The 24,582-nt window shown below is 41.1% G+C and carries 22 protein-coding genes and 1 pseudogene; 3 read left to right on the top strand and 20 right to left on the bottom strand.

The genetic code is table 11. The annotated features are described in order from the left end of the window. Positions 1–174: 174 nt before the first annotated feature. Positions 175–879, bottom strand: a complete 705-nt coding sequence (locus NKF87_RS02165) for a Crp/Fnr family transcriptional regulator (protein ID WP_117597899.1) — start codon at positions 877–879, stop codon at positions 175–177. 98 nt (positions 880–977) lie between these two features. Between NKF87_RS02165 and NKF87_RS02160 the strand changes: the two genes are divergently transcribed. Next, positions 978–1,697: a 4Fe-4S binding protein gene (locus NKF87_RS02160; RefSeq protein WP_118224356.1), complete on the top strand. Its 720-nt coding sequence runs from the start codon at positions 978–980 to the stop codon at positions 1,695–1,697. 66 nt (positions 1,698–1,763) lie between these two features. Here the strand turns inward: NKF87_RS02160 and NKF87_RS02155 are convergent, their stop codons facing one another. From NKF87_RS02155 to NKF87_RS02130, 6 genes and pseudogenes are all read right to left on the bottom strand, one after another. After that, positions 1,764–3,833 carry an efflux RND transporter permease subunit gene (locus NKF87_RS02155; RefSeq protein ID WP_117598482.1) on the bottom strand — a complete coding sequence of 690 codons (2,070 nt, stop codon included), beginning with the start codon at positions 3,831–3,833 and terminating at the stop codon, positions 1,764–1,766. 149 nt (positions 3,834–3,982) lie between these two features. Next, complete coding sequence (locus NKF87_RS02150; RefSeq protein ID WP_253583899.1) at positions 3,983–6,211, bottom strand: ATP-dependent helicase; 2,229 nt, start codon at positions 6,209–6,211, stop codon at positions 3,983–3,985. After that, positions 6,190–7,569: an MATE family efflux transporter gene (locus NKF87_RS02145; RefSeq protein WP_118310059.1), complete on the bottom strand. Its 1,380-nt coding sequence runs from the start codon at positions 7,567–7,569 to the stop codon at positions 6,190–6,192. The genes NKF87_RS02150 and NKF87_RS02145 overlap by 22 nt, the downstream gene beginning before the upstream one ends. Further along, complete coding sequence (locus NKF87_RS02140; RefSeq protein ID WP_118310060.1) at positions 7,569–9,053, bottom strand: AAA family ATPase; 1,485 nt, start codon at positions 9,051–9,053, stop codon at positions 7,569–7,571. The genes NKF87_RS02145 and NKF87_RS02140 overlap by 1 nt, the downstream gene beginning before the upstream one ends. A gap of 132 nt (positions 9,054–9,185) precedes the next feature. Next, positions 9,186–10,151: an arsenosugar biosynthesis radical SAM (seleno)protein ArsS gene (gene arsS, locus NKF87_RS02135; protein ID WP_253583897.1), complete on the bottom strand. Its 966-nt coding sequence runs from the start codon at positions 10,149–10,151 to the stop codon at positions 9,186–9,188. Continuing rightward, positions 10,151–10,384: pseudogene (locus NKF87_RS02130) on the bottom strand (C-GCAxxG-C-C family (seleno)protein); the annotation flags it as partial. The pseudogene NKF87_RS02130 and the gene arsS, both read right to left, overlap by 1 nt. Positions 10,385–10,652: 268 nt before the next feature. On the opposite strand from NKF87_RS02130, the gene NKF87_RS02125 reads away from it, so the two are divergent. Further along, positions 10,653–11,855, top strand: coding sequence for an IS110 family transposase (locus NKF87_RS02125; protein ID WP_253583866.1), 1,203 nt, complete (start codon positions 10,653–10,655; stop codon positions 11,853–11,855). A gap of 99 nt (positions 11,856–11,954) precedes the next feature. On the opposite strand, the gene NKF87_RS02120 is transcribed toward NKF87_RS02125, so the two are convergent. From NKF87_RS02120 to NKF87_RS02070, 11 genes are all read right to left on the bottom strand, one after another. Further along, the gene (locus tag NKF87_RS02120) at positions 11,955–12,170 is read right to left on the bottom strand and encodes a C-GCAxxG-C-C family (seleno)protein (RefSeq protein ID WP_253583895.1); all 216 of its coding nucleotides are present in this window, start codon (positions 12,168–12,170) and stop codon (positions 11,955–11,957) included. Between the two features lie 26 nt (positions 12,171–12,196). Further along, positions 12,197–13,213, bottom strand: a complete 1,017-nt coding sequence (locus NKF87_RS02115; RefSeq protein ID WP_253583894.1) for an aminoglycoside phosphotransferase family protein — start codon at positions 13,211–13,213, stop codon at positions 12,197–12,199. A 39-nt stretch (positions 13,214–13,252) separates the two neighbouring features. Next, entirely contained in the window at positions 13,253–14,584 is a 1,332-nt protein-coding gene (locus tag NKF87_RS02110; RefSeq protein WP_118224361.1) for a TIGR04283 family arsenosugar biosynthesis glycosyltransferase, read from the bottom strand. Positions 14,585–14,600: 16 nt separating this feature from the next. Further along, positions 14,601–15,575 (bottom strand): (Fe-S)-binding protein, encoded by a 975-nt coding sequence (locus tag NKF87_RS02105; protein WP_118224362.1) that lies wholly within the window; start codon positions 15,573–15,575, stop codon positions 14,601–14,603. Continuing rightward, on the bottom strand, positions 15,565–16,245 hold the full coding sequence (locus NKF87_RS02100) for a TVP38/TMEM64 family protein (RefSeq protein ID WP_118224363.1): 681 nt from the start codon (positions 16,243–16,245) through the stop codon (positions 15,565–15,567). Before NKF87_RS02100 ends, NKF87_RS02105 begins: the two co-directional genes overlap by 11 nt. Continuing rightward, entirely contained in the window at positions 16,235–16,657 is a 423-nt protein-coding gene (locus NKF87_RS02095; RefSeq protein WP_253583892.1) for a hypothetical protein, read from the bottom strand. Before NKF87_RS02095 ends, NKF87_RS02100 begins: the two co-directional genes overlap by 11 nt. A 104-nt stretch (positions 16,658–16,761) precedes the next feature. Next, positions 16,762–16,890, bottom strand: a complete 129-nt coding sequence (locus NKF87_RS02090) for a hypothetical protein (RefSeq protein WP_330419046.1) — start codon at positions 16,888–16,890, stop codon at positions 16,762–16,764. A gap of 110 nt (positions 16,891–17,000) precedes the next feature. Beyond that, the gene (locus NKF87_RS02085; protein ID WP_117598470.1) at positions 17,001–17,870 is read right to left on the bottom strand and encodes a rhodanese-like domain-containing protein; all 870 of its coding nucleotides are present in this window, start codon (positions 17,868–17,870) and stop codon (positions 17,001–17,003) included. Between the two features lie 29 nt (positions 17,871–17,899). After that, complete coding sequence (locus tag NKF87_RS02080; RefSeq protein WP_022415879.1) at positions 17,900–18,232, bottom strand: arsenosugar biosynthesis-associated peroxidase-like protein; 333 nt, start codon at positions 18,230–18,232, stop codon at positions 17,900–17,902. A gap of 21 nt (positions 18,233–18,253) precedes the next feature. Next, on the bottom strand, positions 18,254–18,949 hold the full coding sequence (locus NKF87_RS02075; RefSeq protein ID WP_055282916.1) for a TVP38/TMEM64 family protein: 696 nt from the start codon (positions 18,947–18,949) through the stop codon (positions 18,254–18,256). Between the two features lie 224 nt (positions 18,950–19,173). Beyond that, positions 19,174–21,930, bottom strand: coding sequence for a translation factor GTPase family protein (locus tag NKF87_RS02070; RefSeq protein WP_253583890.1), 2,757 nt, complete (start codon positions 21,928–21,930; stop codon positions 19,174–19,176). A gap of 208 nt (positions 21,931–22,138) precedes the next feature. Between NKF87_RS02070 and NKF87_RS02065 the strand changes: the two genes are divergently transcribed. After that, positions 22,139–23,002 (top strand): phosphoribosylaminoimidazolesuccinocarboxamide synthase, encoded by an 864-nt coding sequence (locus tag NKF87_RS02065; protein WP_022415882.1) that lies wholly within the window; start codon positions 22,139–22,141, stop codon positions 23,000–23,002. 184 nt (positions 23,003–23,186) lie between these two features. Here NKF87_RS02065 and spoVAE read toward each other — a convergent pair whose 3' ends face one another. Together spoVAE and NKF87_RS02055 are read right to left on the bottom strand one after the other, a co-directional pair. After that, a complete protein-coding gene (gene spoVAE, locus NKF87_RS02060; protein WP_028087137.1) occupies positions 23,187–23,543 on the bottom strand; it encodes a stage V sporulation protein AE in 357 nt (118 codons plus the stop codon). 28 nt (positions 23,544–23,571) lie between these two features. Further along, complete coding sequence (locus tag NKF87_RS02055; protein ID WP_253583888.1) at positions 23,572–24,576, bottom strand: stage V sporulation protein AD; 1,005 nt, start codon at positions 24,574–24,576, stop codon at positions 23,572–23,574. Positions 24,577–24,582: the final 6 nt, after the last annotated feature.

Raw genomic sequence — 24,582 nt, 5'->3', positions numbered from 1 at the left:
ATCCATATCTAATATACAAAAAGCTCTGCGTGTATCTTCGCACGCAGAGCCTGAAATCCTCATGATTAGCCCCGGTTTTATTTTTCGACAGGAAGGTACAAATGAACTGTCGGCTGTTTTCACAGCATGAAAATTATACCACAAAACATCATATTGTCAAATTGATTTATGATGTTAATATATTGCTCTTCCCTTCATTCTTGAATCCACATTCTTAGAAACAGTCAATTCAAAATGATTTCGATTTGTTTTTATAAAGCCTTCTTTTTGTAACTTTGATATTTCTGTAGACATTGCTGCTCGATCAATACAAAGATAATCTGCCAGCTGCTGTCGGTCAAAAGGAATGTCAAAGGACAAAGATGAATGTCTGATGGATTCGGCTGACAGATATGACAATAGTTTCTCTCTTGTCGTTCGCTTGCCAACATGTGTGATCTTATCGTTCAAGATCAGTATCTTATTTGCCAGAACACTGACCAGATTGCGGATCAGCTTCTGATGATGCTCGCATGCAGTTGGACAAGTGACCAACAGCCTCTGGATATTCAGTAAGAGAATCTCACAGTCCTCATCTGCTACCACACTGATATTCAGAACAGCCCCCGGGCTTGCTGCATACGGTTCTCCAAAGAAATCGCCGGCATGGCATTTTGATAAAATATTTCGATGTCCCCACAGGTCTTCCTGAATAACAAGAACACAACCTGACACCACAAGCCCCATTACTTCTGTAGAATCTGCAGCTCTGAAAATATAGGAATCCCTCTCTTTTGAAACTGCTGTTGCCTCTACACAATGCAAGATAGATAATATCTCTTCATCCGTAAGACCTTTAAAAAATGAACTGTTTCTTAGAACCGGTAAATATTTTTTCAAAATCTTCCCTCCTGTTGGAAATCAAACATACAAGTTGTATTTATCATACTATAATTCTGGCAGAAACAAAAGTTAAATACTATTGACGGAGGATAAAAATGATAAGAAAAATTATTCGAATTGATAAAGAAAAGTGTAATGGATGCGGTGCCTGTGCAACTGCCTGTCACGAAGGAGCCATTGACATCATTAACGGAAAAGCAGAATTAGTAAGAGAACATTTCTGTGACGGACTTGGTGATTGTCTCCCGGAATGTCCTACCGGTGCCATTTCATTTGAGGAAAGAGAAGCACCTGCATATGATGAAGAAGCCGTGAAAGAAGCACAGAAAAAAAACGCCATTCAAAAACAGGCAATGCCTCCTCACACCGGTTGTCCGGGATCTAGAATCATGCAGATCCAACGAACAGAAACACCAAAGTCTGAAGGACCATCTTCAGCTACAGATTCAGTATCAAAACTTCAGAACTGGCCGGTACAAATTAAACTGGCTCCAGTCAGTGCACCATATTTTAACGATGCAAAGCTTTTAATCGCAGCCGATTGTACTGCTTATGCTTACGCAAGCTTTCATCAGGATTTTATCCAAAATAAAGTAACATTAATCGGCTGTCCAAAATTAGATCAGGTAGATTACAGTGAAAAACTGACTGCGATAATCCAAAATAACAATATTCAAAGTGTGACAATTGTAAGAATGGAAGTTCCATGCTGCGGCGGTCTTGAGATGGCAGCAAAAAAAGCACTTCAGAATAGCGGAAAATTCATTCCATGGCAGGTTGTAACGATAAGTATCGACGGGAAAATTATCGAGTAAAAGCAAGCCCCACAAAAATACGGGGCTTGCTTTTATTCTGGTTATATAAATCAATCCTTATATGCTTTATTTCACAGGTAAGAATCCCTTACTTGTCTTCACAATCACCTTATCAAATACCATGAACATCGACGGTAATACAAAGATGACTACGATCATACTGATGATTGCACCTCTCGCCATCAATATACACAACGAGCTGATCATATCAATATTTGAATACAATCCGACACCGATTGTTGCTGCAAAGAAACTCAGCGCACTTACCATGATCGACTGTGCTGATGCACGGTGTGCGGTAGTGATCGAATCGTATTTCTCCGCTCCGTGATTGCGTTCTCTCTTATATCTCGTTGTCATGAGGATCGCATAATCCACCGTTGATCCAAGCTGGATCGTGCCGATGACAATCGATGCGACGAATGGCAGTTTCGTTCCTGTATAATACGGGATTCCCATATTTACAAAGATAGCAAATTCAATAACACCAACCAGAATAACCGGAAGCGAAATGGATTTAAATAATATCAATATGATCACGAAAATGATACCGATCGATACCATACTGACTGTCTTGAAATCCGTATCTGTAATATCGATCAGATCTGCTGTCAACGGGCCCTCACCGATCAACATACCACCTTTGTCATATTTATGTAATATTTTATTCAGATCTTTGATCTGTGCATTCAGTTCATCCGATGCAACCTTATACTCAGAATTGACCAATAGCAGTTGATACTTATCATTCTTCAACATATCTGTTACAGAATTCGGGATCATATCCTGCGGAATTGCCGGTCCGATCAGTGCATCCAGTCCAAGTGCCCATTTAACACCATCGACATCATCCATCTTATCAATCATTTTTGCAACATCTGCCGATTCTACGGAACTGTCTACAAGAATCATATGCGTCGTATTCATGTCATAATCTTTTTTTAGCTTCTCATTTGCAATAATACTTGGAAGGTCTTTTGGCAGTGTCTCATCCAGATTGTAATATACGGCTGTATGGTTATTTCCATAGATTGCAGGGAACAAAAGTACAAGGAAAAGGATTACATAGATCATATACCGCTTCGTAACTTTATCTGATATCTTTCCAATATCCGGAAGGAAAGGCTTATGCATCGTCTTCATGATCCATTTGTCACAGCACAGGATCATAGATGGCAGGATTGTCACACAGGCAATCACTCCGAGGATGACACCTTTTACCATAACTACACCGATATCCATACCCAGTGTAAATGTCATAAAACACAGGGCAATAAATCCTGCCACTGTTGTAACCGAGCTCCCGATTACAGATGAGAATGTCTGCGATATCGCATGTGCCATTGCCCGTTCTTTATCACCGTTGTAACGGACCTGCTGTTCTTCATAGCTGTGCATCAGAAAGATCGAATAATCCAGTGTCACTCCGAGCTGAAGTACTGCTGCCAATGCCTTCGTAATATACGAGATCTCTCCAAAGAAGTAGTTGCTTCCCAAATTATACACGATTGCCATTCCGATACTCAGCATAAAAAGTAAAGGAATAAAATAGGAATCCATCGTAAGACCTAATACGATCACTGCCAATACGACTGCGATCAGTACATATAACGGTGTCTCCTTCTCAGCCAGATTCTTCGTATCCGTAACAATTGCTGACATACCACTTAAAAAGCACTGTTTTCCTGCCAGTTTACGGATCTCCCCAATGGCTTCCATCGTTCCGTCAGATGAAGTACCCTCGTCAAAAAAAATCGCCATCATCGTTCCTGTATCGGAATTGAACACCTCATAGACATCCTTTGGGATCATGCTCTTTGGCATACTGATATCTGCCAGCGAATCATACCATAAAACTTTCTGAACATGTTCCACGTTCTCAATCTTTGCTTTCAGGGCCGATACCTCTTTATCTTCCATTCCATCCACAATGAACATGGAAAATGCACCGGTTCCGAAGTCTTTTACCAGAATATCCTGCCCTTGCATCGTCTCTATATCTTCCGGCAAATACGTCAGCACATCATAATTGACTCTGGTATTCACATATCCAAGTCCCGCCGGAATCAGGAGTAAGATACTGATGATCAGTATCGGGATTCTGAACTTTACTACCTTTTTGCCAAATGCAACCATATTCATAACCGCCCCTCCTTTATGACCGTTGGTCATTTTATATTCTACCTGCACTATACAATAAAAAAGACCAGTAGTCAACGTGTTTTTTGACTATTGGTCATTTTTGTTTTATACAATTTTATACATTTGTATGGAACGGTTTTTCTCTATATTTCAAGTAATCCAAGCCTTGCTAAAACCTTCAGATCCATGTTCTTTACATTGTCTCCAAACTGTATCCGGATGTGATCACCCTCCATGTCTACCACGACACCCTCACCGAATTTCTTATGCTTTACAATCATGCCTTCTCCAAGTGCATCTGCGAGTTCCTGATAGCTTTTTCCCGGTTGCTTCTGAGAGCCATGATACATTCCATTTTCCTTTACGCCATATGTTTCCGCCGGACTATAATCTCCCCATTTCTTTATTCCTGCATATTCTTTTTGCCGATTCTCTCTCAGATTCCTCTTTCCCAGCAGCTCACTGCAGAATTTAGACGGCTTATTCGTCGTAAATACATTCAGCTGATTCTTTGCCCTGGTCACACCTACATAGAAAAGTCTTCTTTCTTCCTCGTAAGTTTCAAGTTCTTCTTTCGATGCCGTCCGCGGATTTACCAGAACTTTTTCCGGCAGTATCCCATCCATAACATCCAGAAGATAGACGGTATCATATTCCAGTCCTTTACTCGCATGCATGGTAGACAGAATAAATGGACAGTCGCTTTCCGTCTTCTTTTCCCGGATGATCTTTCTAAGCTCTTCCAGACGTTCCAGTAATTTTTCCGGAGAGTCTACCCTGCTTCCAATCATCTTGACAATCTCTAATTTATTTGCATTCATGCCCATTTTCTTCAGATAATCCTGATAACCCATATATGTCAGTATCTGATCAACCGCCTCATCCCCTGTCATCTTTAAGATGCGTTCCATCTGCCGTCTCAGATTACGGATATTATCCTCCTGATACTTTTCCAGATTATCATACTTAAGTACCGCATCTAGAACCGCCATATCTTTCTCCTTGCTCAAGTTAACATATCTTAAAGCATCTTCCTTACGGAAGAACAATTTCAATCTGTAATATATCTGCATGAATCTGTCAGTATCTTTCGGATTCATTGCAAACCGTATGATATTCTCTACATCCAGAACCGTACGGTGTGTGAAAAAAGACAGCTCTGCATTCCGCATCCTGTACGGAATATTCTTCCTCTCCAAAAGATCTATCAACGGAATAGCACACTCGTTATCCCGGTATAGAATCGCCGTCTCCGCTTTCCGTGCATCCATACCGTTCTTTTGCAGGCTGCTTTCCCGGGTCATACATTCCTGTGCTACCCTCATCAGATATACATACTCTGCCTTTCTGGATTTTAAAGAAATTTCTCTGATATCCGTCCCTGCCTCTCTTGCAGGCTTCATATGTTTTTCATGACGAAGCGTATTTTTCTGGATGAATTTATCCGCTGCCTCCACAATCTTCGCATTCGATCGGAAATTTTCTTCCATCAGAAGTACCTTTGCACCTTTATGATTCTTTTCGAACGACAACAACGCTTCCGGATAAGCCGCCCGGAATCCATAGATACTCTGATCCTCATCTCCGACCATAAACAGATTTCCCGATTCTGTCGCCAGCAAAGCAATGATCGCATGCTGGATTTTTGATGTATCCTGTGCTTCATCTACACAGATATACGGATACAATTTCTGAAAATACGCCAGAAGTCCAGGATCCATTCTCAGCATCTTATATGCATACAACATCTGATCATCATAATCCATCAGATTCTGCGCACGCATCTGACTACAGTATTCACGGTAGATTCCTGCAATCCGGATATCCGACTCTTCTTCTAACTTCTGAAGTTCTTCTTCGGTCAGCATCATATTTTTTATATATGTGATCAACGTTCTTACATTCTTAAGATCACTCTCCGTCGGATATCCCATGCCATGATCCTGACAGATTCTGATCAGCATCCCTGTCGTTGTCTTTTCATCCTTCACCAGTTCGAATGGTGTCTTTCCAATCCGTCTTCCGTAATACTGGATAATCCTCGCACAGATTCCGTTGATCGTCCTAAATTCCAGTCTCTTTGCCATATCCTCGCCAAAACGGACTGCAAATCTTTCGGACATATCTTTTGTCGCTGCCACCGTATATGTAACCGTAAGTATGCTCTCCGGAGGAATATTCCTACAGTAGATCATATAACCAAGACGTGTCACCAGTACCGTGGTCTTTCCTGATCCGGGTACGGCAAGAAGCAGTACCGGCCCTTTTGTGCTCTGTACTGCTTCTTTTTGCTGTTGATTTAATTTTACCGAAAATGTTGTTTCAAATTCTTTCCATTCCATACTTCTTTTTATGTTAATTTGTGAATCCACTTATAGCTCCTAAATCGTAAAAATACCGGAATTCCTTTGAACAACTGATCCGACTGCACTGCAGCCACAACCAGTTCCACAGGGAGTTTCCACACGAATGCCGCCAAAAATGACAACGGCATCACGATTCCCCAAGTAGAGATCATATTCGTGTACATAGAGAACTTTGTATCTCCCCCACCTTGAATGACACCTACCGATACCGGCATCTGATATGACATTCCTACCATAACTATGCTCATGATCATAATGAAATGATCTGCAAGCACTGCTGCCGTATCTGTCAGTTTATACATGGATAACAGAGGTCCTCTCAATACAAATAACAAAGAAGCAAGCACTGCACCGATCAGAAGATCAATCACAGAAAGCGTTCTTCCATCAGATTTTACTCTTTCAATATCTCCCTCTCCGATATCTTTCCCGATCACAACTGCAGATGCAGATGATATGGCGATTACGATCACCTTCAGATACTGGAAAAATGTGCTGGATACAGAATTTGCAGCAATTGCATCTGCAGACAAATGTCCGAGAATTGCCGTCTGCATCGGTACCGAGATTGCCCAGATCATCCCCGAGCACATGATTGGAAATGCAACTTTCAAGAATGCTCTCCATATCTTTCTATTCTCCGGCGCAAATATGATTTTGATCAGATTGACGTCAAATAACCGGACTTTCGTATCTATCTTCCATACATACACCACAATGATCAATAGTTCCAGCATTCTTGCAGTTAACGTTCCCACTGCTGCTCCCCTGATTCCCATCTCCGGAAATCCAAAATGTCCAAAAATCAATGTGTAATTGATACAACCGTTTGTGATCAATGACACTACTGATATGACAAATGAAATCTTCACTACCTCTACACTTCTAAGCATGGCAATCAGCAGATTACTTATCATGAAAAGTAAAAATGTCCACTTCAGACGCCCCAGGTATGCCTTTCCTTCCGCAATAATCTCAGGTGACGTCGTAAATATTCCCAAAAGCCTCTCCGGCATGCACGTACAGGCTGTCACGACCACTGCAGCGATCAGGATACTGAGTGCCAGTGCTATTCCTGTCAGCTTCCGGATTTCCTCAGTCTCCTGCTTTCCCCAGTACTGAGAACAGATTGCTACCAGTGCATTTCCAATAGACAATGCCAGCTGGTTCACAATAAAGAATATCTGGTTCACCGTTGCCGCACCGGACAATGCATTCTGGCTGTAACTTCCAAGCATAATATTATCAAGCATATTCACACTGTAAGCCACCAGATTCTGAAGTGCCACAACCAGCATCAACCGGAAAAATGTCTTATAAAAATTTTTATCTCTTGTAAAAAATGTTGTTCTTGTAGTTTCCATTATCTTAACAGATTTCTTACCATTTCTGCATCAAATGTAACAGATTTCACATGATCTACCTCAATCTGATACAGGGCATTCGCCGCAATGTGTTCAGCCGCCTGCTCCAGATCACGGATTCCGGATGTATTAGAATATAACTTGATCAATTCATCCAATCCTTCCTCACTCATGATACACTCGTCTTCCTTAAGGCTCATTCTCTTTAATACCTTCGGAAGTGCGAATTTGGAGAAGATCACTTTCTTCTCTTCCGGTGTGTAATCAGGGATATCGATCACGGCAAATCGTGACATCAGCGGTGCACTGATCTGAGACTTGTCATTCGCAGTCGCAATCGGATATACTCCTACGGTCGGAATCATACACTCGATATAGTTATCTGTAAATCCAAGATTATCCAGTAATGTCAGAAGTACATCGGCCGGATTGCCATTTCCTTTTCCGGATGCTGCTTTATCCAGCTCATTAATGATGAATACCAGATTTGATTCTCCTGCCATGGCAAATGCATCCATGATGATACCTGTCTTTGCATTGGCATAGATACGAGAACTTCCTGTCAGCTGCTCAGGATCATTGATCGAACTCATATCCAGAGTCGTCCATGGAAGCTTCAGGATACGTGCCACCGCATAGGCAATCTGTGATTTACCGGTTCCTGCCGGTCCTACTAACAGAAGTCCATATGCCGGCAATGTATGTGTACGGTTGATCTGAATTATGGTCTCGATGATTCTCTGCTTTACGCGCTCCATTCCGTAAAGTTCTTCATCAAGAATTCTGCGCGCTTCATCCGGATCGATCGCTTCAAAATAATTGCTCTTCCACTGTACATTCATCATAATAGAAAGCGCTCTCTGTGCATGACGTCTTTCTTCCGGTGATACTTCATGAGAACGTGCCACGGCAAGATTACGTCTTGCCCAGAGGCGGATATTATCCGGAAGGGTTCTTCCCGCACAGTTCATGAAGTCTGTGATACTCTGAAGACTGGTAAGCTTCATATCATCTCCTGCTTCGTCTTCATCTTCATCATTCTCCTCTTCTGCCGGTGCATTACTTGCCAGAAGACGCTCGATCATAAATTGCAGGAATCCATCTTCTGCAGATAACTTTGTACCGCCGCCAAATGCAATCTCACGGATCTTGTATACTGCATATCCTTCTTCTGTATTCTCTCCTGAGAGACGCACATTAATATGATTCTCTCCGAGCCATTTTAACAGACTTACAAATCTTGCATCGATCTTTAAGATGTCTGCACTTACGGTTCCGTCTTCCTGCTGGAATTCGAATGATGTTCTCTTGATCGGATTTGTGAATACACCGCAGGAATGATGATCCCATTTACGGATCTTGTTATCCAGAATCATCATCGGTTTTTCTATAGTTGCTTCATTTTCATTAGAGCGGATTACCGTATATGTACATTCCGCTGGTTTCTTCTCGTCCGGTGTTGCGTTAAAATCAAAAACTGGCATCGTTTGTTCTCCTTTTTGTATATTCTTACATTGTCATGCATAATTATTGTTCTTACTGCATTAGTGTAACATAACATACTCGCTTCTTCCAGCGCTATTTGTCAGGCAGCCTGCCTAACTCATTGCGCCTCCTCAGCTGGAACCTGCCCCTGCTGTACATGCATAACAATGCTTATCCATCCGGATTTTTCTCACCTGATATGGCTCTCCAGTCACATCAAATATAGTCTGTCCGCCGTTCACAGGCATTCCCGCAGCTAGGTTAAAATCGCAGTCATACAGCTGTCCGTCATAATCTACTGAAAGTTGTGTCCTGCACATCAAAGCTTCCACTGTATCTGCATTGAATGCATCAAATAATTTCTTCATATAACGATTCAGATTTCCTGATTTTCTTAAGAACGCTCCGAATCTTCCCATCGGATTATTATACAAAGTGTAAAGACTATTGAATTCAATTCCGAAATCCTGCAATAGCTTCTGCTTATATTCTTTTTCCATTGCTTCCTGATCAGGCGGAAAGAAAGCTTCTGCCGGATTATAGACCATATTCAGTACGAGTTCCGGATTGCGCCCATATCCCATTGCATTCAGATGCCGAATCACTTTGATTGCTTTATCAAACGCTCCTGCACCGCGTACTTTATCCATCTCCGGTGCACGGTAATACGGAAGCGAACATACCACTTCTACTTTGTTTCTTGCATACACTTCCATGAGATGTTCATATTCTTTTTCAAGAAGAATGACCAAATTTGTTCTTACTATGACATGCCCGCAAATTTTACTGCTTTCTTCTATCAGATATTCCAGATGCGGGTTCATCTCCGGTGCTCCTCCGGTAATATCTATTGTTACAATCTTCTGCTCTTTTGCAAAAGTAAGGCAGGCATCCATCACCTCTCTTGACATCTCTTCTGTCCGCGCGGGACCCGCATTCACATGACAATGTTTGCAGATCAGATTGCATTTTCGTCCAATATTCATCTGCAATACATCCAGATATTCTTCTGTATCCATATACTTCTTATCCGATATCATCTGCTGGAATGGCGGGATCTCTGTCAAATCATGAAAATCCTTAATGATATCATCCATTACATAACCTCTTTCAGTATCTCGATCGTATCTTTCACTACTTCCGGGCAGAAATCAAACAAAAGACCTTCAGCCAGTATCTTCTGCATATCTTCCGGATCCGCAATATCATGCTTTAATAATCCTTTGCAACTGCACGAAGCATATTTTTTTCCGAATTTTTCCAGAAATTCTGCTCTTTTTGCATTCATAATCTCTTTCTGTTCCATGTGTTCTGTGTCAAAATGTCCATATTTAGTACCATAAAAGTGTAGTTGTTAGAGAGTAATTAACTCTAACATCTACACTTATTTTATTATAATAAGGGAAGTAGTTGGTATGACATATTGCCATTAGGATTTTCACATCCGTGAATGAAACCGTCAGCCATCCCCTTATTATAAACATTCATTTAAGCAGGTTGAAACTCGCAGGAGCTTTCGCGTAACGAACTAAACTGAATCATAATAAGTGTAGATGGGATAAACAACTGCAATTCTATAAAAAGAAAAGGAGTATATTATGATCAGCGTAGGAATTGATGTATCAAAAGGGAAAAGTACAGTATGTATTTTGAAACCATATGGAGAGATTGTTAGTAAGCCTTTCAATATTACCCATACCCAAAAGGATTTAAGCGAATTATCTTCCATGCTTTTCAGACTAAATGATGAAGTCAAAATCGTTATGGAAGCAACCGGAATTTATCATCTTCCAGTTCTTACATATTTACAGGAAAAAGGATTTTTTGTTTCTGTAATTAATCCGTATCTTATGAAAAGTTATCGTAACGAAAGTCTGCGAAAAGCCAAAACCGACAAGATTGATTCCCGTATCATTGCTAATTATGGAATTGATCATTGGTTTAAAATGAAAGAATTTCAAACTTCTGGAGAGATTTATGAAGAGTTGAAGTTGCTTGGACAGCAATATCGGCATTATATGAAGCTTCATCTTTTATCTCTCGCTGAATTGACCCATCTTTTAGATTTGACCATGCCTGGAATAAAGAATCTTCTTGCAAGTTGGAATGAAACAAATCGGAAAGATAAAAGAAGTGATTTTGTGGAACGTTTTTGGCATTATGATGTAATAACATCTATGTCTGAACAGGAATTTACTGAAGAGTATATACTTTGGGCAAAAGAAAAGAAATACGTCCCAAGCCAGGAAAAAGCCAAAGTTATATACACCCTGGCTCAGGAAAGTATTCCCACATTACCTTCAGAAACCTCATCGATCAAAATGCTGGTGACTGAAGCAGTTCGGGTGCTCAAGGAAGTTGATGCAACCCTTGGTCTAATTTTATCACGGATGCAGGAAATAGCCAAAACTTTGCCAGAATATTCGGTTGTAAGAGAAATGGGTGGAGTGGGAAATACATTAGCCCCAAAGTTAATTGCAGAAATAGGAGATGTTCGCAGATTTCGCAACGGGAAGGCATTGGTTGCATTCGCAGGAATTGATCCACCACCGTATGAATCTGGTCAATTTGTAGGTTGTAATAGGAAAATCTCGAAACGTGGTTCAGCATCATTGCGCAAAGTAGGATACGAAACAATGAGAAGTTTAAAAATGCATTCCAGACCAGAAGATCCGGTTTACCGATATGTTGTAAAAAAGGAATCAGAAGGTAAAAGTAAAAAATCAGCAAAGATAGCCGGATTAAATAAGTTTTTACGCATTTATTATGCTCGAGTAACCGAACTATATAAAAATATATAATCTTATATAAAATAAATAATTTTTTAGACTGCCAATCAGACAGTCTATTTGTGGTACGCAAATATATTTTGTGACAGAAAATAAAAAAGATAAAAATAATTATTGACTTTTCTTAGCAGGTTTCATTCCCAAAACGATCATTGCACCGACTACTGCACCGCAAGTCTCGCCGATTCCCATTCCGCCGCCAAATCCTGCAGCCATCTTATATGCTTCTTCCTGTGTGATCCCCAGTTCTTCTGCAAATGCCCCTGCTACAACCTGAGAACAGTCAATTCCTTTCATAAAAAGTTCTGCAATTCTTTCTTTTTCCATCTCTTTTCTCCTTACTCACACTTACGTTATTGTTCCAAAAACATTTCTATTTTTTCTAAAAATCCATCACTCAGATAATCCTCCAGCTTCCGATATGTAGATTCATTTATAATCAGTTTATCCGGCTGCTGATACTGCACCCATGCCATTGCGCACCAGGTGATTCCTCTTAAGCATGTAATCTCCATAAATACTTTCGTTCGTTCTTTTAATCCCGTTATATCAAAACGCGCCCCCACACATTTCAGATATTCATTCAGAAAATTTTCTATCTCTTCTTCCCTCAATATCACATCCGTTTTCCAAAACGTCGTTGTCGGTGCAAGGAAATGTCCCAGATCCTGTGCCGGATCTCCAAATAACGGCTTTTCCCAATCAATGAGATAGTTCGACTTTCCTTCTCCTCCAATCAAGAAATTCGTGGAATTCAGTTCTGTATTAATGCAGCATTGATACGGTGAATCTTCCATATGGAATTCTTTTGCCTTTTTCCATGCCTTATCAAGCAAATCTCGGAGTTTCCTTTTCATCCTGTCTTTTCCAAGCGGTGAATCCATATATATCTTCACCATCTCTTCGCACTCTTCCAATATTGCGGTCAGTGGATTCTCTGGCCGAATCAAACCCGATTCTGATTCCGGTATTCTGACACTATGTATATCAGCCAGACACTCTGCCGCATATTTTAAATCCGTATGATAGTCTAATGCTTTTCCCGGCAGATATTCCATTACCAGTACTCCGTGATCTAAAAATTTCCTGCTCCCATCTACATAAAGCACTTTTGGCGTTCTTCCCGATGCTTCCAGCAATTGCAGTGCATGACATTCATACCCAATCTGATTTTCCAGATGCATCTGACTCCCACAATTGACACGTAACAGAAGTTTTTTCCCTGTCTTTGGATGCGTGAAGCTGTAATTAATATTATACTCTCCCTGTGCAAGCATTGTATATTCTTCTTCCTGTTCATTCGGAAGATTTAATGCTTTCCTATACTTTTCATTTTTCACATATTCATTTAATCCTTTTATACGTTCCATAATCCCGATCCCCTATTGGCTATATTGTTTCCTGACATTTTATCTTACATCTTTATATAACTTCGATATCGTCTCTATCGGCACACCATCCCGGTACATTTTTCTTAGCCGGTTCATCTTCCACATCACTTTTAACTGCGGAATCACCTTTTTAGGGAATCTCCGGTCTGACGTATAGATTCTGTGCCTAGCAATGCCAAGCTTTACTCCCATTTCCTTTAACGTAAGCGAAAACTGGTAATCTTCCATAATCGGAAGAGCCGGAAACATCCCCGCTTTGAAGAACAGTTCTCTTGTGATAAAAATCCCCTGATCTCCAAACATCACTTTTCTGTCTTTTATCCTATGATTTGAAATAACTCTGCATGTCCACATAAAAAACTGTCTGGAATGAAATGCAATGCCAAAGCATCCTGCTTCATGATCTTTTATCACTGCTTTGATTTCTTCCAGCGGTCTTTTCGGAAGTTCACTGTCACTATGAAGAAAGAAAAGAATATCTCCGGTACTTTCTTTTGCGCCAAGATTCATCTGGTTCGCCCTGCCTTTTTCCGAATGCAGTACTTTAAATCCCGGTCTGATCATCGACAATGTTGCGTCTGTACTCCCACCATCGACTAGAATGATCTCACACTTTCCCTGTAAGTTTTCTAATTGCTCCTGCAGTTTCTCTATCGTTGTCTCTTCATTATAGATCGGCACAATGATAGAAATCTTCTGTTTTTTTAGCAGGTAACGTCCAGTATGTGTGTTCTGAAGTAACTTCTGCCTCCTCATCCGGCTCCGATACGCCGTAATATCATCTCTGTCATCCATATCCTGCAATCTTCTTACATATCCGATTGTCAGTCCCATTTCCTGTAATGGCTGCACGGTCTGCTCCAGTACATTTCCTGTTCCATATGTCTTCTTTTCAAACACTTCACATACCGGTCTTTTCATTCCGACCAGATAATACCCTTCGTCTACGGTGGGACCAAAGACTACATCATTTACATCCAAAAGCCTGAACGCATACTCCAAATCCGAACATTTCAGTTCCGGTATATCCGTTCCTATTAATACACAGGAATCATACCCTTTTTCCAGTACATATTCGATTGCCTGATACATCCTTTCTCCCAGACCTTCCCCTGTCTGGGAAATATATTCTTTTGCTTTCCTGAATAATTTTTCCAGATATGCTTTCCCTTTTTCCGGTGTGTAGCATACGAATATGTCAGCATTTACTTTTTCGCATTCCTGTGCAATATCTTTCAGAAAATTTTCATGAAGTTTTGCACATTCTTCCGGCGAAAAATATGGCATCATTCTTGTCTTTGTCTGTCCCGGAATGGGAACTCTGGTAAATACGATCACTGCCCATTTCATTTCCGTCGTTATCCCCTTATATAAATTTTGTTTTCATCCTATTCAACATCGATTTCCCTGTATCGGCTTTTTCATCTGTTTCTAATATTTCTGTCAAAATATGAGTGACATTCTTACATCCGTTCCGATTTAGATTGCCTGCACAGGACGCACAATAGCTGTAAATCTTCTGCCCGCCACTGTTTTTTAACGCTGCTCCCATATTTTTTGCAAGTTCTGGTTCTTTTACAGGGGCACAGCCACCTAAGCCACAACACTGTACCTCTTCGATTGGAGTCAGCTTTCCTTCTATGTATTGCTCTATCTCTCCTAACAGTTCTTTCTTTTCCCTGTCAGGACATGGAAGGAACACCTTTGCCGGAAGCAGATTCTTCTTTCCGATTCCGAATTCCTCAAGCTTTTCATAAATGCTTACAACCTTTACTTCTTCCATTCTTGGTTTTAAATATGCATAGCAGTTCGGACAAAGCATGATTACTTCTTTGATTTTTCTTTTATGCAATTCTGATTGTATCTGACTTATAATCCTTTTTTCATCCTCTTTCATGCCAAGTTCTACAATCGGCTTTCCACAGCAGTCATATGCCACTCCTATACCATATTTTTTCAGTTCATTTACCAGCCTCTTGGTCGTCTTTGGATAAAAAGAAGGAAAATTACATCCCGGAAACAGAATACTTTCCCCTTGTGCATGTCTGTAATTCCGATATATATAATCTTTTTTTTCTTTTAACAGCATCCCATATCCTTTTTCTTCCAAAGTTCCACCGGATTTTTCTACTTTTTCTCTCCGGAGATTTAGAATATACTCTCTTCCATCAATATTCTCGGGGCATACCTCTGTGCACTTTCCACACAGGAAACAATGATAAGAAAGCTCTTTTAACTTCTCTGTATCTCCGATATCTATTCCGTACTTTTTCAAAAATTCACACTGATTCTGGCAGACGTGACAATGGGTACACGCTTCTACTGTATTGTTATCCTTCATTTTTTTCCTCCTGCACATAATGCTTCTTAAGGAACGCACCAAGCCCTATTACAATCCCAGCCAGAACAATTGCTATCCCGATATAAAGAATACGGTTCTCTTTGTCTGCAAGTCCTGCCATTCCAACCGTATACATAGCTGTTCCCGGAAGCATGAAGATCAAAGAACAAATGGAATATGTTGAAAACTTAATATCTGTCACACCATAAGCAAAATTCTGCAGATTATACGGAAATAATGGAACCAGTCTTGTGATCATCAGAATAAATACTTCATTATTTCCAGACTCATCAAATAACCATTTTTTTAAATATTTGTTCTTCATCGCCATCGGCTTAATAATGTCCTGTAAGAAAAATCTTCCTACAACAAATGCTACCATAGCCCCAAGTGTAGTCGCTACGGAGCAACAGATGGTTCCAAGTACCGGTCCAAATACCAGACCTGCAACGATTGCAAATGTCACCCCCGGAAGTGCAAGTACCACACAGCTTATGATGGTAAGTATGGTATAGATGCCAATCGCCAACACTAAATTTTCCTGTACCATATTTTCCAGGAATTTCAGATTCTCTGTATTTCCCAGATAAGAAGACCAGCCAAATATGTGATTTAATATCAAAATCAGAACGATCATTCCGATAAATATCCACAGTTTTTTATTTTTCATTCTTTTTTGTCCCCACTGCAATTCCATTTCTGATAATCTGCATCAGTGTCGCTGCCCCAAGAAGCGGCATTAAAAAGTAATATGCCGGAAACGATTCTATAGATTTCAACACTGTAATTTCCAAATAACTAATTCCTAATATCTGCATGATCACAATCATTACAAAATCTATCTTTCCCAACAATTCTTTTTTCTTCCTATATCCCACAATACTTAATACGATAAGTACAATAGCAGCAACTGTAATATATTTTAGTATATTATAAACAGGGTTCTTCTGGATCTGCATATTCTGATAATTCACCCACCGGAGCATCCCCAGTTTTTTTCTTGTAAAATATTGGAACGCATATCCTCCGATCAAAAACGCTATAGTTAATAAATCTAAAAATATATAAATGATTTTTTTCATTTTACTCCTTAATACTACCAAACGCTGTCACCAATATCCAGTGACAGCGCCCCTAATCTTTGTATTATATTTTCGCAGAAATTCTCTACACTCCCTGCTTTGTTTTATTTTGCGGCTTTTCCTGTAGGAAGTTCTCCAACTGTTGTGTGAACACAATCATCACTTGCCGGATCACCAACCTGTACCGGATAGTCATCATGCATTAACCACTCATACCATCCACCATCATACACAGAAATGTTATCATATCCATTTTCATAAAGTACAAGGAATGGTACGGTTGCTCTCCAGCCTGTTCCATCATCATTTGTAAACCATAACAGATTCTTTCGAACACCTATCTTTACTCTGTTACAAAAGCTGCGGATACATCTCCGTCTTTTGCTCCATTCTCAATGATAAATAAATTATCTGTATCAAATCCTGCATCTTTCATTACTGAAATTGCTGTTTTTGCACATTTATTACCACTGTAGCAGAGAATATATACAGGCTCATCCTTGTCCATCTTGTCTTTTGCAAGATTGTACATCTCTGTCTGTGCTTCCGGTGTATCAAATTCCTTCAGGCTGCACTGAAGTGTTCCTTTCAGATGACCTGCTTTATAGGTATCATCATCACGGACATCTAAAAATTGTACATCTTTATCTCCTACCTTGTCAACGGCATCCTTTCCTGCTACATATTTCCAGTCGATGTTTTCTTCTGTACGGTCTGTAGTCAATGCCCCATTTTCTTTACCAAGTGCTTCTGCTCCACCTTCTACTGTATAGATGGATGTCGGTTCAATTCCTGCATCTCTTAATACACCTGTTGCTTTTTCAGCTCCACGTTTTCCACTGTTGCAGATAAGATAGATATCTTTTCCGTCATTCAGATGATCTTTGGCATAAGTTGTCATCTCATCTACCAAGGAATCATCCTCCAATGGGAAGATTGGACACCACTCTGAATTTGCAACTCTTCCTTTGGAATAATTTTCCCATTCTCTTACATCTAACACGTGAACTCCGTCTGCACTTACTGTATCTGCCGCGGATACATACTGGTATTCATCATCTGCCAGTTCTTTCTTTTCCTCTGTATCCTTTTTATCATCCGTCTGTTCTGTCTTCGTATCGGATGTCTTATCATCAGCCTTGGATCCACATCCAACAACCATTGTTCCTGTCATTGCAGCTACCAGTAATAATGTCACAATTTTCTTTTTCATCTTATTTTTCCTCTTTTCTTCTTTTTTAATTAAAACTCCAGTTTCTTTACAATATTTTTCATCTGTACCCCGTGTACAAGACTTGCTCCGCCACGGATCGCTGCTGCCACATGTACCGCCTCTGTCATCTGTTCTTCGCTGACACCTTTATCCAGGCAGTCGTTCGTGTAAGCATCAATACAATATGGGCACTGTACGGTATGTGCCACTGCAAGTGCAATCAATGATTTCTCTCTTGCAGTCAGCGCACCCTCTTCGAATACCGCATTGTAATAAGCAAAGAATTTTTCTGCCAACTCTGATGCTTTTTCCCCGATTGTCCCAAACTTTGCAAGATCCTCCGGATTGTAATATGTTTCCATATTCTTTTTCCTCCCTTTTTTTTATTTTCCGGACTGTCTGTCCATATATATCTTTCTCAGCATAAAAATTAATGCCGAAAGAGAAAACAAAATCAATAGTGCTGTTACAAGAAGTTTCGCTCCGCCAGTCAGCATACCGCCCACATAAGAATAGACGATGGTTGCCGGTAACTGTCCGATTCCCGTAGCAACAAAGAATGAAACAAATGACATCGAAGTAAGGCCTGCCGCATAACTAACAATGTCAAATGATACAAACGGAAGAAGACGACAGATTAAAATCGTATTCTTTCCATAACGTTCAAAAAATGTATCAATTTGTTCAAGACCTGTTTTACTTGTTAATTTTTCCGCCACGTCACGTCCTAATATTTTTGCAATATAAAAGCATACTGCTGCTCCCGCCATTGCACTGCTCCATGAAAGGATCGCACCTTTCCACCATCCAAACAGGCTGGCATTGGCAAATGTAATTAAAAATGCCGGAAGCGGTGCTGCGATTGACTGAAAAATCATCAACAAGAAAGACATCAGTGCCGCATATACCCCATATGACGCAACAAAATCTCTTACAACTGTAAAGTCTCCGCTTGCAAACATCTTAAATATCTGGTTCATTGTCTTATGTATCTCCGGTACCCATAAATATGAGGCAATACATACCAGTAAAACTATAATCAGGGTTCCCTTTTTTATCCAATCATTTTTCTTTTTCATATATTCCCCCTTCATTCATGACTTGCATGCTATCATTAAATATTATTTTACCAATAAATAATCTATCTGTCTAATTGTGTTTATTGATATGTTTTCATCATTTATATATTATTTCTATATATGTATACTTTCATCAAATCCCCGCTTTTACCGGATAACAATACAAAGCACACAGAAAAATCGGATCTTTAAGATTTTTCTATGTGCTTATTTTTTACTTATCCTTATTCACTTTCTCTTCCAAGCCTGATTTTTTCCATTTTCTTCACAAATTCATCATCCGCATGGTCAAACAGATAGTTCCTGTCACTGACCCGTTGTTTTTCATTATCTTCTTCAATCAATTTCTTTGTATATTCAATCTCTTCTAAGAAATCTCTGGAAGAAATACGGGTTCCACCCTGCCCCATCGTGATTACCTGCTCTACCCCATCGGAAGTCACGACCGTCACATGATACTTTCTTCCGATATGATGAACGACCTTTTCAATGTACTGATCGGCAGTTTCGGCTTCTTTGGTATATACGACATGGATATTATGATACTTCTGAATCTCCAGTGCATAGCCTTCTACCTTGTATGCGTCAAATACCAGAATCAGGACACATTTCTTATACCCCTGATAATTACACAGGATATCCATCAGTTTGTCTCTGGCAGCCTCGATGCTGACTTTTGCCAGTTCTTTCAGCTCTTCCCATGCGAAAATAACATTGTATCCGTCAACCAGCAGGTATTCCTGCATAGCCTCTTCTTTTTTGCGCTGCTTTTTCGCATACTCACTTTCGTAAGTTTTTGGTGTCAGTCCACCTTTTCTTTCTACTTTTCCATATGTGCGGATAAAGATTTCTTCCAATTCTTTTTCTGCTGCTTTAGAATAGACTCCCGGTGTTCTGGCCGCTCTCGGTACCTGTCTTGCTGCCTGCTCGGACTGCCTCTTTGCTTCTTCTAATGCCCGTTCTTTTTCAAGCTGATTCTCCAAATGCATGTACTCTGGCACTTGATTCCATGGAACGTTAAATCCTGCACCATGGGAACAGAAGACGGATCCTGTCGGATTCTCGATGTCGCGCTCCGGATCATAACCAATCTCTTCGATCACTGCCTCTGCGTTCCGGCAAGGTTCATAGCCGCGGAACGTACAGGTCAGATGTCCCTGTCCTCTTGTATAGGAATTCACTTCCATCTGATAATCCCGCATACCTGTAACCGGTGCATATCCCTCGATCGTCGTCATCTCTCCTTCTGTCTGCGGTGTACCGGTCTCCCCATTCATCCGCTGAATATCTGTAAGTGCCCGTCCGATCATTCCCGATGGAATTTCCATCTGAAAATCATAATACGGTTCCAGCAGCATACTTTCGGCCTGCATCAGTCCTTGGCGCACCGCACGGTAGGTTGCCTGCCGGAAATCCCCGCCTTCGGTATGTTTCAGATGTGCCCGTCCTGCCGTCAGTGTGATCTTCATATCCGTGATCACAGAACCTGTCAGCACACCCCTGTGTTCTTTTTCCAGAAGATGGGTAAGGATCAGACGCTGCCAGTTCTTGTCTAACATATCCTCACTACAATCCGTTCCGATCACAATACCGCTGCCTCTTTCTCCCGGTTCCATCTTCAGATGTACTTCCGCATAATGCCGGAGCGGTTCGAAATGCCCCACACCTTCCACTGTATTCTGGATGGTCTCTTTATATACGATATTTCCCGTATCGAATTCCACATCTACACCAAACCTGTCTTTGATCAGACTTTTTAATATCTCGATCTGAACTGCTCCCATAAGTTTTGCATGAATCTCTCCCAGTTCTTCATTCCATACGATCTTAAGCATTGGGTCCTCTTCTTCGAGTATGCGCAAATTCCCGAGCATTTTGTGGACGTCACACCCCTCCGGAAGTTCGATCTTGTAGCTTAAGACAGGCTCCAGTGCCGGTGCTTCGGAATCGCATTCTATGCCAAGGCCTTCACCTGGATAAGTATAATTCAATCCGGTTACTGCACAAACCATGCCGCTTTTCGCTTCCTGTACCATCTCATATTTTTCACCGGAATAAATGCGGATCTGATTGACCTTTTCTTCCCAGTTATGATCGGCACCCTCTGTTTCATCTGAGTGACCGTTCTTCCGCATATCCCCTTTTAGGATATCTTTCACTTTCAGTCTTCCGGATGTTACTTTCAGATGTGTCAGGCGATTCCCTGCTGCATCCCTGGAAATCTTATAGGCTTTTGCGCCAAAAAAACCTGTGCTTTTTCCTTTCATGTCACTTTGACCGGATGCCGGATCTGTTTTTCTCTGCTGATTTTTCTCTATGTAACCGGTCATCCCATCCATGAATTCCTGTACGCCTTCCATCTTCAGCGCCGAACCAAAATAACACGGATATGCTTTCCTGTTACCGATTATCTCAGCAATTGTATCCTCTTCTATTTTCTCCGACTCCAGATACTCTTCCATCGCTTTCTCATCACACATGGCAAGGCTGTCATACGTTTCTTCCGTTATCTCCGAAAAATCGATACACCCTTCATCCAGTCTGTTCTGCAGATCTGCCAGTACCTTTGCCTTATCCGTTCCCACCTGATCCATCTTATTGATGAATATGAACGTCGGTATCTGATATCTTTTGAGCAGTCTCCAAAGCGTACGCGTGTGTCCCTGTACCCCGTCTGCGCCGTTGATCACCAGGATTGCATAATCCAGCACCTGTAAGGTACGTTCCATCTCTGCCGAAAAATCCACATGTCCCGGTGTATCCAGAAGAGTTATCCCCAGATTACCCATCTTTAATTCTGCCTGTTTGGAAAAGATCGTGATTCCTCTTTCCCGCTCCAATTCGTATGTATCCAAAAATGCATCCTTATGATCCACTCTTCCGAGCTTTCTGATCTGCCCACTTAAGTAAAGCATGCATTCCGATAATGTTGTTTTCCCGGCATCTACGTGAGCCAGGATTCCAATTGTAATATGTTTCATAATTTCTTTCCTTATTATCTGTCGTTATCAGTCACTATTACCATTACTTATCAGTATTCTTTTTTACGATATTCTTATTATACATCATAATTTATATTTTGTACTTTTTTTCATAATTTTGCAATTTACTATTGTTTTTTCCTGAAAAATCTGTTTGACTATTAGTGAGGACATATTAAAAAAAATAATAAATAAGCGAGGTATTGTTATGAAACCAATAAAAGAAGGTAAAGTCCGTGAAATTTATGATAACGGAGACAGCCTGATTATGGTTGCCACTGATCGTATCAGTTGTTTTGACGTAATTCTTAAGAATATTGTTTCCAAGAAAGGAACTGTTCTGACGCAGATGTCTAAATTCTGGTTCGACCTGACAAAAGACATTCTTCCAAACCACATGATCTCTACTGATGTGAAAGATATGCCTGAATTCTTCCAGAAACCAGAATATGACGGTAACAGCATGATGTGCAAAAAGCTTGAGATGCTTCCAATCGAATGTATCGTACGTGGTTACATCACAGGAAGCGGATGGAAGAGTTATCAGGAGAATGGTACTGTATGCGGCATCAAACTTCCGGAAGGATTAAAAGAATCGGATAAGCTTCCAGAGCCAATCTATACACCATCCACAAAAGCTGAGATCGGAGATCATGATGAAAATATTTCTTACGAGCAGAGCATTGCCCACCTTGAGAAATATTTCCCTGGTAAAGGCGAAGAATATGCAGCCAAGCTTCGTGACTGTACGATCGCTCTCTATAAAAAATGTGCAGACTATGCATTAAGCCGTGGTATCATTATCGCAGATACCAAATTCGAATTTGGTCTTGATGAAAATGGTAATATGGTTATCGGTGATGAGATGCTGACACCGGACAGCTCCCGTTTCTGGCCTGTAGAAGGTTATGAACCGGGACACGGACAGCCGTCGTTCGACAAACAGTTTGCACGTGACTGGCTGACTTCTCACCCGGATAATGACTGGAACCTTCCGGATGATATTGTCCAGAAAACAATTGACAAATATCTTCAGTGCTACAAGATGATCACAGGTGAAGAACTTGCTTAATTCCCCTGTATTCAGAGATAACGAACTCCTTGCGGTTTTCTCGATCATCTGATCAGGTAGCAATGCAGAGGATCTGCCACCGGCAGTTTCTCTTGCATATTTTAGTATAAATACTCCCGCCGGGACTACCACTCTGACAGCTTCTGCGGGAGTTTTATTATAATACATGAACTACCTTTGAACATTATTTCTTCATCTTCGGCTCAAAGACAAGCGATGCCAGATAGCCAAAGATAAGTGCTGCAGATATTCCAACGGCACTTGCCTTAAATCCGCCCATAAATATCCCGATGAATCCTTCTTTATCTACAGCTTCTTTGACACCTTTCCACAAAAGATTACCGAATCCCAATAATGGTACGCTGGCACCGGCTCCTGCATATTCCTGAATCACCGGATATATCTTCAGTGCTCCTAATACAGAGCCGCTGCACACCAAAAGCACCATAATCCTTCCCGGCATCAGCTTTGTCCGGTCCAGCAATATCTGTGTCAGTGCACAGATCAGACCTCCCACCCAGAATGCATTGATATAATCCATATTATGTTTCCTCCCTGTATGTTTTTGTCTAACAGTGTTCCAGCACGATTCCATGTGCAATTCCCGGAACACTTGCTCCCTCATTGTAACTGACCGTCGACATCAGTGCTCCTGTCGGAACGAACAGTACCCTCTTCCACTCACCGCTTGCAATGGCAGGCAGGATATACGCCGATAACGTTGCTGCAGCACATCCGCAGCCACTTCCTCCCGCATGGGTATCCTGCCTGCTCTGATCAAATATTGTCATCCCACAATCCATATGTCTTTCTTTGATATCGTATTCTTTTTCCCGCATAAGATCAAATAATATACTCTGTCCCACATATCCGAGATCTCCGGTAATGATCCGGTCATAATCTTCTTCTTTTCTTTCAAAATCTTCCAGATTCTGGATGATCGTATCGCAGGCTGCCGGAGCCATACATGCGCCCATATTCTGCGAATCCTTCAAGCCATAATCCACAATCTTACCGACCGTCACTCCGGTGATCCTCACATGACTCCTGTTCTTTCCAACAATAAATGCTCCACTTCCGGTCACCGTCCATTGTGCAGACAGCGGTCTCTGATTCGCATAACTGAGCGGAAAACGGAATTCCTTTTCTGCACTTCCGAAATGGCTGGATGTCACTACGAGCATCCGCTCTCCGTATCCTGCCGCCACACACATCGATGCCAGGGCGAGTGCCTCCCCTGACGTTGAACATGCACCGTACAGACCAAACATCGGTATCTGCAGCTGTTCAACTCCAAGTGATGTTGCCACTCCCTGCCTTAGCAGATCGCCTCCGAACAGATACCGAATGGCTCCTGCCGTCAGATGTGCTTTACCAAGTGCCAGCTGACAGGCTTCTTTCTGCATACTGCTTTCCGCTTTTTCCCAGGTGTCCTCCCCGAACATATCATCCAGACCCACCATATCAAACCTGCTGCCAAGTGGTCCTTCCCCCTCTTTCTTACCGATGACAGATGCACTTTCCTCAATATACGGAGATGCCTTAAATGCTATACTCTGCTTTCCTTTTATCATATTCTT

Source organism: Dorea longicatena (genome assembly GCF_024168045.1).
Taxonomy (GTDB): domain Bacteria; phylum Bacillota; class Clostridia; order Lachnospirales; family Lachnospiraceae; genus Dorea_A.
Note: the sequence above shows the minus strand (reverse complement) of the source record. Positions and strands in the feature narration are given on the sequence as shown.